The sequence below is a fragment of the Cellulomonas sp. HD19AZ1 genome, from assembly GCF_004535805.1.
GTDB classification, from domain to species: Bacteria; Actinomycetota; Actinomycetes; order Actinomycetales; family Cellulomonadaceae; genus Cellulomonas; species Cellulomonas iranensis.
In genome coordinates this window covers 176773-191505 of the sequence record NZ_SPHX01000002.1, presented here as the reverse complement: position 1 = coordinate 191505, position 14733 = coordinate 176773, and the positions used below count along the sequence as shown (strand labels likewise).

Sequence of the window (14733 nt, the reverse complement as noted above, 5' to 3'; positions counted from 1 at the left end):
GACCCCGCGAGGCCAGGTTGTTCGCCACCCTCTCCGACCGTCTCACGTCGACGTTCAAGAACCTGCGCGCGAAGGGGCGCCTCTCCGAGGCGGACATCGACGCCACGATCCGCGAGATCCGGCGTGCGCTGCTCGACGCCGACGTCGCGGTCCCGGTGGTGCGCCAGTTCACGGGCGCGGTGCGCGAGCGCGCGCTGTCGGCCGAGGTCTCCGGCGCGCTCAACCCCGCGCAGCAGGTCGTCAAGATCGTCAACGACGAGCTGGTCGGGATCCTCGGCGGCCAGACGCGCACGGTCGCGTTCGCGAAGCAGCCGCCGACCGTCATCCTGCTCGCGGGTCTGCAGGGCGCGGGCAAGACGACGCTCGCGGGCAAGCTCGCGCTGTGGCTGCGCGAGCAGGGCCACACGCCGCTGCTCGTCGCGGCCGACCTGCAGCGCCCCAACGCGGTGACGCAGCTCCAGGTCGTCGGTGAGCGCGCGGGTGTGCCGGTCTACGCGCCGCACCCCGGCAACCAGGGCTCGGACGACGTGCTGCCGGCCGGTGCGGACCCGGTGGCGGTCGCGCGCTCGGGCCTCGAGACCGCGCACCAGCGCCAGCACGACGTGCTGATCGTCGACACCGCGGGTCGTCTCGGCGTCGACGCCGAGCTCATGTCGCAGGCCGCTGACATCCGCGACGCGGTCGACCCCGACGAGATCCTGTTCGTCGTCGACGCGATGATCGGCCAGGACGCCGTGACGACCGCGCAGGCGTTCGCCGACGGCGTCGGCTTCACCGGTGTCGTGCTGTCGAAGCTCGACGGCGACGCGCGCGGCGGTGCCGCGCTGTCGATCGCGAGCGTCACGGGCCGCCCGATCATGTTCGCCTCGACCGGTGAGAAGCTCACCGACTTCGAGGTGTTCCACCCCGACCGCATGGCGTCGCGCATCCTCGACATGGGCGACGTCCTCACGCTCATCGAGCAGGCCGAGAAGGCGTTCGACGCCGAGCAGGCCGAGAAGATGGCCGGCAAGCTCGTCGGCGGCGAGGACTTCACGCTCGAGGACTTCCTCGTGCAGATGCAGCAGCTCAAGAACATGGGCTCGCTGAAGAAGATGTTCGGGATGCTGCCGGGCATGGGCCAGATGCGCGAGGCCCTGGAGAACTTCGACGAGCGCGAGGTCGACCGCATCGAGGCGATCATCCGCTCGATGACGCCCGGCGAGCGGCAGAACCCCAAGATCATCAACGGCTCGCGGCGCGCGCGCATCGCGCGCGGCTCGGGCACCACGACGAGCGAGATCAACCAGCTGCTCGAGCGGTTCGAGGGCGCGAAGAAGATGATGCGCCAGATGGCCCGCGGCGGCGGCATGCCCGGCGGCATGCCGGGCATGGGCAACCTGCCGGGCATGGGCGGCAAGAAGTCGCGCGGCCGGCAGGCGCCGCCCAAGCGCGGCAAGGGCGCACGGTCGGGCAACCCCGCGAAGCGGGCCGAGCAGGAGCGGGCCGCCGCGGCGCGCGCGGCGGGCGAGGCGCCTCGCGCGCCGTCCGGGTCGGCGTTCGGGCTCGGCGGCGCCGCCCCGACGCAGGACGACGCGGCGTTCGACCCGGGCAGCCTGCCCGCGGGGCTGGGCGACCTGTTCAAGGGGCGCTGACCGGCGCGTGATCACGCACCTGCGCGGCACCGTGGTGCTCGACGACGAGCACGAGGTCCGCGAGGCGTGGGTCGTGGGGGACCGGCTCACGCTCGAGCAGCCGGCGGGGGCGCCCGAGGCGGTGCTCGAGGGCTGGGTGCTGCCCGGGCTGGTGGACGTGCACTGCCACGTCGGCCTCGCGGCCGACGGTGCGGTCGACGCGGCGACGGCCGAGCGGCAGGCGGTCGCCGACCGCGACGCGGGCGTGCTGCTCGTCCGGGACGCCGGTTCGCCCGCGGACACCGCGTGGGTGCACGCGCGCGACGACCTGCCCCGTCTGCTGCGGGCGGGCCGGCACCTCGCGCGACCCAAGCGGTACCTGCGGCACTACGGCCGGGAGCTCGCCGACCCGGCCGACCTGCCGGACGCCGTCCGCGAGGAGGCCGCGCGCGGCGACGGCTGGGTCAAGCTCGTGGCCGACTGGATCGACCGCGACCTCGGTGCCGACGGCGACCTCCGGCCGCTGTGGCCGGACGACGTCCTCGCCGCCGCGGTCGCCGCGGCGCACGCCGCGGGCGCGCGCGTCACGGCGCACACGTTCAGCCACGAGGCGCTCGACCCGTTGCTGGACGCGGGCGTCGACTGCCTCGAGCACGCGACGGGCGCCGCTCCGGCGCAGGTCGAGCGCATCGCGGCGGCGGGTGTCCCGGTGACGGCGACGCTGCTGCAGGTGGGGCAGTTCGGCGCGATCGCGGCGCAGGGCGAGGCGCGCTACCCGCGGTTCGCGGCGCGCATGCGCGCGATGCACGAGCGGCGGTACGCGCACGTGCGGGACCTGCACGACGCCGGGGTCCCGCTGCTGGTCGGCACCGACGCCGGCGGCACCATCGGCCACGGGCGCATCGCGGACGAGGCGGCCGAGATGGTGCGCGCCGGCCTCCCCGCGCACGACGTCGTCGCGGCAGCGTCGTGGCGCACGCGCGCGTGGCTCGGCGTGCCCGGGATCGCGGAGGGCGCGAGCGCGGACGTCGTCGTCTACGCGGCCGACCCGCGCCGCGACGTCGCCGAGCTGGCGCGCCCCGCGGCCGTCGTGCTGCGCGGGACGCGGGTGCGGTAGCCGTCGTGGTCGAGCGCCCGGACCCCGCCGAGCCGGTCGGTCCGTTGCGGCTCGTGCACTACTTCGACGCGCGTCGGGGGCCGTTCCGGTCGCTCAGCGCGCTGCCGCCCGACGAGGCGCGTCGCGTGACGCGCGAGCTCGCGGCGCGCGAGCCGGGGATGCTCGGCGAGCGCTCCGAGGCGTACGTCGACCGGCGGCGCGAGCTCGAGCGTCTCGCGCGCGCGGCCTTCGTCGCGCAGGGCGGGACGCCGCGCGCACCGTTCCCGCAGTACATGGTCGTCGAGCCGTGCGCGTGGCTGGCGGGCTGGTACGCGCGACCAGCCGCGGTGGAGTGCGGCAGCGACGCGTTCGAGCCGGGCGTGCTGTCGTTCACGTACGGCGACCTGTTCCCGACCTTCAGCCCGCACGTCCGTGACGGCCGCGAGTACCGGGGGCGCGTGTACACGCTCGACGGGATCCGCGAGCTGCTCGGGCGGATCGGGACGCCGCAGCGGTGGAACGCCGACGGCCGGCACGGTCCCGAGCGGTACGTCGAGGTGCAGGTCTGGCAGGACGCGGCGACCGTGCTGTCGCGCACACGGCCGCTCGTCCCGGGCCCCGGGACGCCGTCGGGCACCGCCACCTGACCGGGTCCGACGCGGCGCTCGCGCGCGGGATTGGTCGTGCGCGCGCCATCTGGCAGAATGGCCCGCTGTACTCGGCCCGTGCAGCCCCTCTACCTGCCCGGTGCCGCGTCCTCCGGCCTGACCGGCGCGCCCCACCCCACGGGCGGCACCGTGACGCCACCCCGCAGACATTCAGGAGAACACCACCTCGTGGCTACGAAGATCCGCCTCAAGCGCCTCGGCAAGATCCGCCAGCCGTACTACCGCATCGTCGTCGCCGACTCGCGCACCAAGCGCGACGGTCGCGTGATCGAGGAGATCGGCAAGTACCACCCCACCGAGGAGCCCTCGCTCATCGAGATCACCTCGGAGCGCGCGCAGTACTGGCTCGGCGTCGGCGCCCAGCCCACCGAGCAGGTCCTCGCGCTGCTCAAGGTCACCGGCGACTGGCAGAAGTTCAAGGGCCTGCCGGGTGCCGAGGGCACGCTGCGCACCAAGGCCGCCAAGGCCGACCCGAAGGCCGCCGTCGAGGCCGCCGCCGCCGACGCCGAGAAGGTCAAGGCCACGGCGTCCGAGAAGAAGGCCGCCGCCGCGACCGAGACCGCCGACGAGGCGGCTCCCGCCGAGGACGAGCAGGCCTGATGCTGGCCGACGCGCTCGAGCACCTGGTGCGGGGCATCGTCGACCACCCCGACGACGTGCGCGTGCGCTCGTCGTCGCTGCGACGCGGCGAGATGCTCGAGGTGCGCGTGCACCCCGAGGACCTCGGGCGCGTCATCGGCCGCTCGGGCCGCACGGCCCGCGCGCTGCGCACGGTGGTCGGCGCGCTGTCGACCGACGGTGCCGTGCGCGTCGACGTGGTCGACGTCGACCGGCGCTGACCAGGACACCCGACGGCCCGGTCCCTCGACGAGGGGCCGGGCCGTCGTCGTCCCCGACGACGCGTCGGGGGAGGGAGTGACGATGCTGCTGACCGTGGCACGGATCGGCCGCGCGCACGGGCTGCGCGGCGAGGTCGCGCTCGACGTGCGCACCGACGCGCCCGACGAGCGGTTCGTCGTCGGCGCGCGGTTCGTCACCGAGCCCGCGTCGGCGGGGCCGCTCGAGGTCGTGCGCGTGCGGACCGCGCAGGGCCGGTGGTACGTGACGTTCGCGCAGGCCGCCGACCGGACCGCGGTCGAGGCGCTGCGCGGCGTCGACCTCCTGGTCGACACCGACGAGGACGAGGACGACGAGGACGGCTGGTACCAGCACGAGCTCGTCGGGCTGCGCGTCGAGCACGTCGCCGACGGACGCGTGCTGGGCGAGGTCGTCGGCCTCGAGCACCTGCCGGCGCACGACCTGCTCGTCGTCCGCGAGCCCGACGGCGCGCGCACGCTCGTGCCGTTCGTCGAGGCCATCGTCCCGGTCGTGGACGTGCCCGGCGGTCGTGTCGTGCTCGACCCGCCCGGCGGGCTCCTGGCCGCCGACGCCGAGCACCTCGTCGTGAGCGACGAGACCCGCGGCGACGCGGTCGAGGGCTGAGCGGTGCGCGTCGACGTCGTCTCGATCTTCCCCGAGTACCTGGCCGCGCTCGACCTGTCGCTCGTCGGCAAGGCGCGCACGTCCGGGCTGCTCGACCTGCACGTGCACGACCTGCGCGACTGGACCGACGACCGGCACCGCACGGTCGACGACACGCCGTTCGGCGGGGGCGCGGGCATGGTCATGCGGCCCGACGTGTGGGGTCGGGCGCTCGACGACGTCATGACGCCCGACGCGCACCTCCTCGTGCCGTCGCCGGCCGGGCGGCCGTTCACGCAGCGGATGGCCGAGGAGCTCGCCGGCGAGCAGCAGCTCGTGGTCGCGTGCGGCCGCTACGAGGGCATCGACGCGCGCGTCGTGGAGCACTACGCGGCCCGGGGGCGCGTCACCGAGCTGTCGCTCGGCGACTACGTGCTCAACGGCGGCGAGGTCGCGGCGCTCGTCGTGGTCGAGGCCGTGGCGCGGCTGCTGCCGGGCGTGGTCGGCAACCCGGCGTCGCTCGTCGAGGAGTCCCACGGTGCGGCCGGGCTGCTGGAGTACCCCGTCTACACCAAGCCCGCGTCCTGGCTCGAGCACGACGTGCCCGACGTGCTGCTGTCGGGCCACCACGCGCGCATCGAGCGCTGGCGTCGCGACCAGGCGCTCGAGCGCACGGCGCGGCGCCGACCGGACCTGCTGACCGCGCTCGACCCCGCGACGCTCGACCGCCACGACCTCGAGGTGCTCGCCGCGTGCGGGTGGGTCGTGACGGACGGGCGCTGGGAGCAGCACCCGCCCGACTGACGCCGCCGTTCCCGGCGGGCCCCTCCGCTGCGGATTCGGTCGCGCGGTCGCGTTGTGGCAGACTGTCTCCTCGGTGTGCGTCCGCCGCCTCTCTGCCGCAGGGGAGGGTGACAGCGACGCGCGGCCCGGGACGGCCACGGCCCCCGGTCCCACCGACCCAGACCCGAACCACGGGCGCGTGCCCTGCCCCGGCAGCGCGTGCGCCCGTCGATCACGCTCCTGACCTGCGGCAGGGCGGGGAAGCGACACGACATGCAGACGCTCGACGCGATCGACGCAGCATCGCTGCGCCAGGACGTCCCGGAGTTCCGCCCCGGCGACACGCTCAAGGTCAACGTGAAGGTCGTCGAGGGCAACCGCTCCCGCGTCCAGGCGTTCCAGGGTGTCGTCATCGCCCGTCAGGGCGCCGGCGTCCGCGAGACGTTCACGATCCGCAAGATCAGCTTCGGCGTCGGCGTCGAGCGCACGTTCCCCGTGCACTCGCCCTCGCTCGACTCGATCGAGGTCGTGACGCGCGGTGACGTCCGCCGCGCGAAGCTGTACTACCTGCGCGCCCTTCGCGGCAAGAAGGCGAAGATCAAGGAGAAGCGCGAGCAGGCTCCGGTCAAGAAGGCCTGAGCCCCGCGCTCCCGGCACGTCGCGACGGGCGGTCACCCCACGGGTGGCCGCCCGTCGTCGTCCCGGAGCGGCGTGACGCGGAACGGCGCGTCCAGGTCCCGCCCAGGTTCGGTCTCGCGGTCCGGGTCCGCGCCCACGGGATGTCCGGTCCGTGTCAGAGTGTGTCGGTGAGCCAGCCCCACGCCGAGGGGACGGGACCGACGCCGTCCTCGTCCCGCACGTCCCCCGAGCAGCACGACGTCCGTCCGTCGTGGGCGCCGACGAGCGCGGGCGCACCCGCGTCGCCCGCGGCGGCGGACGGTCCGCGAGCAGAGGAGGAGACCGTGCCCCAGCGGCGCCGGCGCGACCGCGAGCCCCGACGGCGCAGCACGGCCTGGTCCTGGCTGCGCGAGACTGCGATCATCCTGGTCAGTGCGCTCGTGCTGTCGCTCGTGGTGAAGACGTTCCTCGTGCAGGCGTTCTTCATCCCGTCCCAGTCGATGCACGACACCCTCGTCGAGAACGACCGGATCCTCGTCAGCAAGCTCACGCCCGGGCCGTTCGACCTGCGGCGCGGCGACATCGTGGTCTTCAAGGACCCGGGCGGCTGGCTCACGCCCGAGGTGCAGAAGCCGCGCAGCGCGCTCGCCGAGGCCACCAACGAGGCGCTGACGTTCGTCGGGCTGCTCCCGCAGGACGCCGGCGAGCACCTCGTGAAGCGCGTGATCGGCCTGCCCGGCGACCACGTGGCGTGCGCCGGGCCCGGCCAGCCGGTGACCGTGAACGGCGTACCGCTCGACGAGACGTACCTCGCGCCGGGTTCCCAGCCCAGCGAGATGGCGTTCGACGTCGTCGTGCCCGCGGACTCGCTGTGGCTCATGGGCGACAACCGGCAGCAGTCCGCGGACTCGCGTCGCAACATGGGACGGCCCGGGGGCGGCTCGGTGCCGATGGAGAACGTCGTCGGCGTCGCGTTCGTCACCGTGTGGCCGCTCGACCGGTTCACGGTCCTGAGCAACCCGTCCGACGTGTTCGCGAACGTGCCCGACGCCGGATGACCCAGGTCGACGTCGGGCGTGCGGTGCGGGCGCCGCGGCGTGCGGCGCCGCGCACGCCGCCGCACCTGCGGCACGAGCGGGCGCTGCTGCGCACGGGGCTGCGCTACGTCGCGGGGATGGACGAGGTCGGGCGCGGGTCGCTCGCCGGGCCCGTCTCGGTGGGCGTGGTCGTGGTCGACGCGGCGACGCGGTCCGCGCCGCGCGGCGTCGCGGACTCGAAGCTGCTGACGCCCGCCGCGCGCGAGGCGCTGCTGCCCGCGCTGGGCAGGTGGGGCGTCGCGCGCGCGGTCGGCCACGCGTCGCCCGACGAGATCGACGAGCGCGGGATCGTCGCGGCGCTGCGCCTCGCCGGCACGCGGGCCCTGCTGCGGGTGCTCGACGTCGTCGAACGGGTCGACGCCGTGGTGCTCGACGGCTCGCACGACTGGCTGACGCCGCCCGAGCCCGACCTGTTCGGCACGCAGGACGACCTGTTCGCCGAGCCGCGCGCGTTCGAGCCGCCGGCGGTGCACCTGAGGGTGAAGGCGGACCGCTCGTGCGCGAGCGTGGCCGCGGCGAGCGTCCTGGCCAAGTGCGAGCGCGACGCGTTGATGGTGCGGCACGCCGCCGCCCACCCCGCGTACCGCTGGGACGAGAACAAGGGGTACGCCGCGCCCGAGCACCTCGCGGCGCTGCGCGAGCACGGTCCGACGCCGCTGCACCGACGCTCGTGGCGGCTGCCGGCCGTGCAGGAGCGGCCGGTGGAGGCGAGCGGGCCCGGGTGGCACGCCGAGCCCCTGCTGCCCGACGGGGACCCCGCCGCGTCGTCGTGACCGTCCGATGGGGGATGATGGTCCGGTGAGCGCGGAGGACCTGGAGAACTACGAGACCGACATGGAGCTCGCGCTGTACCGCGAGTACCGCGACGTGGTCGGTCTGTTCGCGTACGTCGTCGAGACGGAGCGGCGGTTCTACCTCGCGAACCACGTGGACCTGCAGGTGCGGTCCGCGGCGGGCGAGGTGTACTTCGAGCTCACGCTGGTCGACGCGTGGGTCTGGGACGTGTACCGCTCGGCGCGGTTCGTGAAGTCCGTGCGCGTGGTGACGTTCAAGGACGTCAACGTCGAGGAGCTGGCGAAGGCCGAGCTCGATCTCGGGTCCGGGAGCGGCTTCCCCCGCTGACGCGCCCGCGAGGACGCCGAGCCATCCCCAGCCCCGGGCACCGCACGGCGTCGCACCGACGGTCGTCGACGTAGCCTCGGCACGCCGCCGCGTGGCGCAGTGTCGTCGCCGGAGGTGGTCGACGTGCGGGCGAAGGACGCGGTCGGGCGGTACGGCGAGGACGTGGCGGCGAGGTTCGTCACGCAGGCCGGGTGGACGGTGCTCGCGCGCAACTGGCGCTGCACGGAGGGTGAGCTCGACCTCGTCGCGCTCGACGGCGACGAGGTCGTCGCGGTCGAGGTGAAGACGCGACGCTCCACCGCCTACGGGCACCCCGCCGAGGCGGTGACGTTCCGCAAGCTGGCGAGCGTGCGACGCCTCACCGCGCGCTGGCTGCGCGAGCACGACGTGCGCGCCCGCTCGGTGCGCGTCGACGTGATCGCCGTCGTCGTGCCGCGCAGCGGTGCGGCGCAGGTCGAGCACCTCGTGGGGGTGGTCTGAGTGCTCGGTCGCACCAGCGCCGTCGCCCTCGTCGGGCTCACGGGGCACGTGGTGGACGTCGAGTCCCACCTCGCGCCGTCGCTGCCGGCGTTCACGCTCGTCGGGCTGCCCGACGCGTCGCTCGCCGAGGCGCGCGACCGCGTCCGCGCGGCCGTCACCTCGAGCGGCCTCGCGTGGCCGAACCGCAGGATCACCGTCAACCTGTCACCCGCGACGCTGCCCAAGACGGGGTCCTCGTTCGACCTGGCCGTCGCGATCGCCACGCTCGCCGGCGCCGGTCTCGTCGACGCCGCGTCGGTGGCGGGGTGGGTGCACCTCGGCGAGCTCGGCCTCGACGGTCGGCTGCGGCCCGTGCGGGGCGTGCTCCCGGCCGTCGCCGCGGCCGTCGCCGCCGGCCGGCCGCGGGTCGTCGTGCCGCGCGGCAACGCGGCCGAGGCGGAGCTCGTCCCGGGCGCCCGGGTCCGCGCGGCGGACAGCCTCGCGCAGGTCGCCGCGCACCACGGGGCCGACGTCGAGGTCCCGGAGGTCGAGGCGGTGCCCGACGTCCTGGCGGCGCTCGCGGACCGGGACGAGCCCGACCTCGTCGACGTGCTGGGCCAGCAGGAGGCCCGGTTCGGCCTGGAGGTCGCCGCGGCCGGGCACCACCACCTGCTCATGGTCGGCCCGCCCGGTGCCGGCAAGACCATGCTGGCGGCGCGGCTGCCGGGCCTCCTGCCCGACCTGGACGAGGACGACGCCGTCGAGGTCACGGCGGTGCACTCGGTCGCGGGGACGTTCGATCCCGGCCGGGGGCTCGTGCGTCGCCCGCCCTACGAGGACCCGCACCACACCGCGACGCCCGCGAGCATCGTGGGGGGCGGGTCGGGCATGCCGCGCCCGGGCGCCGCGTCTCGCGCGCACCGCGGCGTGCTGTTCCTCGACGAGGCGCCCGAGTTCACGTCCGCCGTGCTGCAGACGCTGCGGCAGCCGCTCGAGCACGGCGAGCTCGTGCTGCACCGCTCCGCCGGCACGGCGCGGTACCCGGCGAGGTTCCAGCTGGTCCTCGCGGCCAACCCGTGCCCCTGCGGGCACGCCGTCGGCAAGGGGCTGGCCTGCACGTGCCGCCCGGAGCAGCGGCGCCGCTACTTCGGCAAGCTGTCGGGCCCGCTCCTCGACCGGGTCGACCTGCAGCTCGAGGTGCCGGCCGCCCGGTCGCTCGACGCCCCCGGTGAGGCGACCGCCGTCGTCGCTCGGCGCGTGCGCGCGGCGCGGGCCGCGCAGCGCGCGCGCTGGGCAGGCACGTCGTGGCGCTGCAACGGCGACGTGCCCGGGCGCGAGCTCCAGGCGCGGCTCGGCGCCGACCGTCGGCTCGTCGCCGACCTCGACCGCGCCGTCGACCGGGGCACGCTGAGCCTGCGCGGGGCCGACCGGGTGCTCCGCGTCGCGTGGACCGTCGCCGACCTCGCGGGGCGTGACGCGCCCGGGCGGCCCGACGTCGCCCAGGCGCTGCTGCTGCGGACCAGGGGGCACGGGGCGTGAGCGAGGGCGGGACGACGCCGGCGGCGTCCCGGGCGGACGGCGGCGCGGGGCGGCGGGCACGCGCCGTGTGGAGCGCGCTCGTGGAGCCCGGCGACGAGGTCGCCGGAGCGCTCGTCGCGGCGTGCGGTGCGGCACCCGCGCTGCACTGGGTCGACACGTCGATCCGCCGCGGGCACCCCGACTGGGACGCGCTCGAGGCGGCGGGCGGCGAGCTCGCGGCGCCCGTGCGACGCCGCGTCGCGCGCGCGGTCGAGCGGTGGTCCGCCCGTCGTGCCTCGGTGGACCCCGAGCGGGACCTCGCCGCCGCGCGACGGTGCGGCGCGCGACTCGTCACACCCGACGACGGCGACTGGCCGGCGGGCCTGGACGACCTCGGCGCGGCCTCGCCCCACGCCTTGTGGGTCCGGGGCGCCCTTCCTGCACGCGGTGCGCGCGCCGGGGCGACGGCCGCGGCGGACGACGCGTCGCGGGTCGTCGCGCTGGTGGGTGCGCGGGCCAGCACGTCGTACGGCGAGCGCGTGGCCGTCGACCTGGCCGCCGACCTGGTCCGCCGCGGCTGGTGGGTGGCGTCCGGCGGCGCCTACGGCATCGACGCGGCTGCCCACCGGGGCGCGCTCCTCGCGGGTGGAGGGACGGTCGCGGTCCTCGCCGGCGGCGTCGACCGCGCCTACCCCGTGGGCAACGCCCGGCTGCTCGAGGAGATCGTGGTGTCCGGCGGTGCGGTGGTCAGCGAGGTGCCGCCGGGTGCCGCGCCGACGCGCAGCAGGTTCCTGCAGCGCAACCGGCTCATCGCCGCGCTGTCGTGCGCGACGGTCGTGGTGGAGGCGGCCTGGCGCTCGGGCGCCGCGAGCACCGCGCACCACGCCGCCCGGCTGCTGCGGCCGGTCGGGGCCGTGCCCGGGGCCGTGACCTCCGCCGCGTCCGCGGGGTGCCACCGGCTCCTGCGCGACGGCGTGGCGGTGTGCGTCACCGACGCGGACGAGGTGGTCGAGCTCGCCAGCCCGACGCGGCACCTCGCCCCCGCGGTCGAGGACGAGGGGCCGGCGGGGGAGGTGGACGGTCTCGACCCCGTCGCGCGGCGCGTGCACGACGGCCTGTCCCGCCGTGCGCCGCGCGACGTGGACGTGATCGCCGCGCGGTCCGGCGTGTCCGTCGCCGAGGCGCGTGCCGCTCTCGGTCTCCTGGAGCTCGACGGCCGGGCGCGCCGTCTCGCCGCGGGGTGGGTCGTCGTCCCAGGTCATGAGTCGGGGAAGGGGTGAAATAGAACGGCGAACGGAGTAATCCCGACGCCGGATCGGACATTGGCCCCGAATTCGTGCGCGCATTCGACCTGGCGTCGAAATCGCCCCTTGTCGAACGGCGCGGGTCACGCCACCTTAGGGTCATGCACATGGCGAAGATCACGGCGGGAGACCCTCAGCGGGCTCTGCTGCGCAGTGACTTCGCCCTGCACCTGCACGCGCAGCGCGGCGTCTCCGCGAACACGGTGCGCGCGTACCTGGGTGACCTCGACCACCTCCTCGACCACGCGGCGCGGCACGGCGTGACGCAGCTCGCCGACGTCGACCTCGCGCTGCTGCGCGGGTGGCTCGCGGCCATGGTGCAGGACGGGCTCAGCAGGGCCACGCTGGCGCGACGCTCGGCGGCGGCCCGCACGTTCTTCACGTGGGCCACGCGCACCGGCCGCGTGCCGGTCGACCCGACGCTCCGTCTCGGCACGGCTCGTGCGGCGTCCGTGCTGCCCGCCGTCCTGGCCGTCGAGCCCGTCACGCGACTGCTCGATGCGGCGCGCGAACGGGCCGCGGACGCGGACCCGGTCCACCTGCGGGACTGGGCTGCTCTCGAGCTGCTCTACGCGACCGGCGCGCGCGTCGGCGAGCTCTGCGGGGCCGACGTCGACGACCTCGACCTCGGCCAGCTCACGCTGCGCGTGGTCGGCAAGGGCGACAAGGAGCGCGTCGTGCCGTTCGGTCGTCCCGCCGCGCGGGCCGTCGACGCCTGGCTCACGACCGGGCGGCCCCGCCTGGTCCGCGAGGGCTCCGGACCGGCGCTCCTCCTGGGGCGACGGGGTGGCCGCGCCGACCAGCGCCAGCTGCGCGCGGTCGTGCACGAGCTCGCCGCCGCGGTGGGCGTCGACGACGTCGCACCGCACGCGCTGCGGCACACGGCCGCGACGCACCTGCTCGAGGGGGGCTCCGACCTGCGCACCGTCCAGGAGATCCTCGGCCACGCCAGCCTGTCGACCACGCAGCGGTACACCCACGTCTCGGCCGAGCGGCTGCGCTCCGCCTTCCAGCTGGCCCACCCGCGGGCCTGACCACGATGCCCCCCGACCCCGTGCAGGGACCCCTCACCCTGCTCGCACCGCACCCCTCACGAACGGAGCCGACGATGACGGCACTGCAGGACGCCCTCGCCGGCGCCGGTACCGCCACGGTCGCACGCGCCTACGTCCCCGGGACGGCCCCCGCGGGGATCGTCCCCCAGCAGCGGTCCTCGGCCCCCGCGCGTGGGCTCGCGGCGGTGCCGCAGCGGGCCGACGCGGCGGACCTCGAGGTGCTGTGGGAGCGGTACACCACCACCCACTGCCCGCAGGCGCGCGAGCGGCTCATCCTGCACTTCGTCCCGCTGGTGACCGCCGTGGCCGGCCGCATCGGCATGCGGCTGCCGTCCACCGTCGAGCACGCCGACCTCGTGTCGTACGGCATGTTCGGGCTCATCGACGCCATCGAGAAGTACCGCACCGACCGTGCCGTGAAGTTCGAGTCGTACGCCTCCTCGCGCATCCGCGGCGCGATCATCGACGAGCTCCGGGCGATGGACTGGGTGCCGCGCTCCGTGCGGACCAAGGCGCGCGCCGTCGACCGCGCCTACGGCGAGCTCGAGGCCACCCTGCACCGCGCGCCGACCGAGGTCGAGGTCGCGGAGCGGCTCGAGATCCCGCTGCCCGAGCTGCGCGCGGTGTACTCCCAGCTCGCGTCCGTGAACATCGCGGCGCTCGACGAGCTGCTCGCCGGGAGCGACGACCGGCCCGGTGCCGCCACGCTGGCCGACACGCTCGGCGACCGCCGGGCCGAGGACCCGGCCGGCTCGGTCGAGGCGCAGGAGACGAAGTACCTGCTGTCGCGCGCGATCGAGTGCCTCGGCGAGCGCGAGCGCCTGGTCGTGGTGCTCTACTACTACGAGAGCATGACGCTCGCCGAGATCGGCCGCGTCCTCGGTGTCACCGAGTCGCGCATCTCGCAGATCCACACGGCCGCGATGACGCGACTGCGCACGCGCCTGCTGGACGCCGAGCGCGCCTGAGCCGTCCGTCAGCCGGCCGGCGCCTCGAGCAGCACGACCGGACCGCGGCCCGGGAGCAGGTCCCACGGGTCGACGTACACGTCGCCCTCCCGCACGCCCCAGTGGACGCCGGGCCCGCCCTCGGTGCCGTGCGGGCTGCCCGCGACCACGCCCAGGGCGTCCCCGGCGAGCACGGCCTGCCCCACCGCGACCGTCGCCGACACGGGTTCCAGGCTGGAACGACGCCCGTCGGGGTGCAGGACCGTGACGACGCCGCGGTCGACGACCCGCCCCGCGAAGGTCACCACCCCGTCGGCCGGGGCGAGCACCGGAGCGCCCGCCGCCGCCGCGACGTCGACCCCGCGATGCCCGGGGAGCCACGGACGGGGCGGGGGCGCGAACGCGCGCACGACCACGGGTGCCTCGACCGGGGGTCGGTACGCGGCAGGTGGCGCGGGGGGCGGCGGCGCACCGCCGGCACCGGTGGCGAGCGCCAGGGCGACGTAGGCGCCGACCGTGGCGACGACGGCACCCGTCACCGCCCGTGCGGTGCGGCGGCGGGCGGGGGCGGCGGGCAGGGCGGCTGCTGGCATGCGGTGAGGTTCGCGGGGGCGCGGCGCCGGGCGCTGGCGTCGCGCGCGGTTCTGTGGGCAGCCGCAGCGTCGCGAGGGCTGGGGATGGTTCGCCGCAGCGCGCTGACTCGCGTGGGGGCGATCGCGTCCGCCCCCGGCGTGCCGGTGCGGAGCCGACGCGCTGGTCGGGTCCGACCGGCGCGTGGGCTAGACTTCTCGGGCGACCGGCACCTGCCGGTCGACTTCGCGTGCCACGACCCCGGTCGTCCACGTCGCCCCCCGCCCCGGCCCGCCGTCGGCAGGGGTGCCGGCGCGGCGGACGGGACGTCGTCCGCAGCGGTCCGGGCCCTCGCGCCCGGCGCGGGCGGCGTGCGGCACCAGGGGCACGGCCGACGGCCGCGCCGACAACCGAGACCGCGG

17 protein-coding genes are annotated in these 14733 nt (G+C 75.9%); 16 read left to right on the top strand and 1 reads right to left on the bottom strand.

From position 1 onward, the window contains the following. Positions 1-17 precede the first annotated feature (17 nt). The 16 genes from ffh (at position 18) to E4A51_RS04345 (ending at position 13762) form a co-directional block, all read left to right on the top strand. Positions 18-1634 carry a signal recognition particle protein gene (gene ffh / locus E4A51_RS04420; protein WP_070320810.1) on the top strand — a complete coding sequence of 539 codons (1617 nt, stop codon included), beginning with the start codon at positions 18-20 and terminating at the stop codon, positions 1632-1634. Between the two features lie 7 nt (positions 1635-1641). Beyond that, positions 1642-2730 carry an amidohydrolase family protein gene (locus E4A51_RS04415; protein WP_134850977.1) on the top strand — a complete coding sequence of 363 codons (1089 nt, stop codon included), beginning with the start codon at positions 1642-1644 and terminating at the stop codon, positions 2728-2730. A 5-nt stretch (positions 2731-2735) separates the two neighbouring features. Then, a complete protein-coding gene (locus E4A51_RS04410; RefSeq protein WP_134850976.1) occupies positions 2736-3356 on the top strand; it encodes a hypothetical protein in 621 nt (206 codons plus the stop codon). 189 nt (positions 3357-3545) lie between these two features. Next, complete coding sequence (gene rpsP, locus E4A51_RS04405) at positions 3546-3977, top strand: 30S ribosomal protein S16 (RefSeq protein WP_046528092.1); 432 nt, start codon at positions 3546-3548, stop codon at positions 3975-3977. Next, on the top strand, positions 3977-4216 hold the full coding sequence (locus E4A51_RS04400) for an RNA-binding protein (protein WP_046528093.1): 240 nt from the start codon (positions 3977-3979) through the stop codon (positions 4214-4216). Before rpsP ends, E4A51_RS04400 begins: the two co-directional genes overlap by 1 nt. An 82-nt stretch (positions 4217-4298) precedes the next feature. Further along, positions 4299-4859 carry a ribosome maturation factor RimM gene (gene rimM, locus E4A51_RS04395; RefSeq protein WP_046530450.1) on the top strand — a complete coding sequence of 187 codons (561 nt, stop codon included), beginning with the start codon at positions 4299-4301 and terminating at the stop codon, positions 4857-4859. A gap of 3 nt (positions 4860-4862) precedes the next feature. Further along, a complete protein-coding gene (gene trmD / locus E4A51_RS04390) occupies positions 4863-5642 on the top strand; it encodes a tRNA (guanosine(37)-N1)-methyltransferase TrmD (protein ID WP_046528094.1) in 780 nt (259 codons plus the stop codon). Between the two features lie 252 nt (positions 5643-5894). Next, positions 5895-6260 carry a 50S ribosomal protein L19 gene (rplS, locus tag E4A51_RS04385; protein ID WP_070320701.1) on the top strand — a complete coding sequence of 122 codons (366 nt, stop codon included), beginning with the start codon at positions 5895-5897 and terminating at the stop codon, positions 6258-6260. Positions 6261-6427: 167 nt separating this feature from the next. Continuing rightward, on the top strand, positions 6428-7297 hold the full coding sequence (gene lepB / locus E4A51_RS04380) for a signal peptidase I (RefSeq protein ID WP_052748511.1): 870 nt from the start codon (positions 6428-6430) through the stop codon (positions 7295-7297). Next, positions 7294-8109 (top strand): ribonuclease HII, encoded by an 816-nt coding sequence (locus E4A51_RS04375; protein WP_046528098.1) that lies wholly within the window; start codon positions 7294-7296, stop codon positions 8107-8109. The genes lepB and E4A51_RS04375 overlap by 4 nt, the downstream gene beginning before the upstream one ends. A gap of 25 nt (positions 8110-8134) precedes the next feature. After that, positions 8135-8458, top strand: a complete 324-nt coding sequence (locus E4A51_RS04370) for a DUF2469 domain-containing protein (RefSeq protein WP_046528099.1) — start codon at positions 8135-8137, stop codon at positions 8456-8458. 123 nt (positions 8459-8581) lie between these two features. Further along, entirely contained in the window at positions 8582-8938 is a 357-nt protein-coding gene (locus E4A51_RS04365) for a YraN family protein (protein WP_134850975.1), read from the top strand. Then, positions 8939-10456 carry a YifB family Mg chelatase-like AAA ATPase gene (locus E4A51_RS04360; RefSeq protein ID WP_134850974.1) on the top strand — a complete coding sequence of 506 codons (1518 nt, stop codon included), beginning with the start codon at positions 8939-8941 and terminating at the stop codon, positions 10454-10456. Further along, on the top strand, positions 10453-11715 hold the full coding sequence (gene dprA / locus E4A51_RS04355; RefSeq protein WP_240696377.1) for a DNA-processing protein DprA: 1263 nt from the start codon (positions 10453-10455) through the stop codon (positions 11713-11715). The genes E4A51_RS04360 and dprA overlap by 4 nt, the downstream gene beginning before the upstream one ends. A 131-nt stretch (positions 11716-11846) precedes the next feature. After that, on the top strand, positions 11847-12773 hold the full coding sequence (locus E4A51_RS04350; protein WP_046528102.1) for a tyrosine recombinase XerC: 927 nt from the start codon (positions 11847-11849) through the stop codon (positions 12771-12773). Positions 12774-12847: 74 nt separating this feature from the next. Continuing rightward, positions 12848-13762 (top strand): FliA/WhiG family RNA polymerase sigma factor, encoded by a 915-nt coding sequence (locus E4A51_RS04345; protein ID WP_087509433.1) that lies wholly within the window; start codon positions 12848-12850, stop codon positions 13760-13762. 8 nt (positions 13763-13770) lie between these two features. Here the strand turns inward: E4A51_RS04345 and E4A51_RS04340 are convergent, their stop codons facing one another. Then, the gene (locus E4A51_RS04340; RefSeq protein WP_046528103.1) at positions 13771-14334 is read right to left on the bottom strand and encodes a M23 family metallopeptidase; all 564 of its coding nucleotides are present in this window, start codon (positions 14332-14334) and stop codon (positions 13771-13773) included. Positions 14335-14733 lie beyond the last annotated feature (399 nt).

Bases quoted from the DNA above. Each gene is read 5' to 3' on its own strand.
- E4A51_RS04400 (WP_046528093.1), top strand. From the start codon at position 3,977: ATGCTGGCCGACGCGCTCGAGCACCTGGTGCGGGGCATCGTCGACCAC.
- rimM (WP_046530450.1), top strand. From the start codon at position 4,299: ATGCTGCTGACCGTGGCACGGATCGGCCGCGCGCACGGGCTGCGCGGC.
- rplS (WP_070320701.1), top strand. From the start codon at position 5,895: ATGCAGACGCTCGACGCGATCGACGCAGCATCGCTGCGCCAGGACGTC.
- E4A51_RS04375 (WP_046528098.1), top strand. From the start codon at position 7,294: ATGACCCAGGTCGACGTCGGGCGTGCGGTGCGGGCGCCGCGGCGTGCG.
- E4A51_RS04350 (WP_046528102.1), top strand. From the start codon at position 11,847: ATGGCGAAGATCACGGCGGGAGACCCTCAGCGGGCTCTGCTGCGCAGT.
- E4A51_RS04345 (WP_087509433.1), top strand. From the start codon at position 12,848: ATGACGGCACTGCAGGACGCCCTCGCCGGCGCCGGTACCGCCACGGTC.
- E4A51_RS04340 (WP_046528103.1), bottom strand. From the start codon at position 14,334: ATGCCAGCAGCCGCCCTGCCCGCCGCCCCCGCCCGCCGCCGCACCGCA.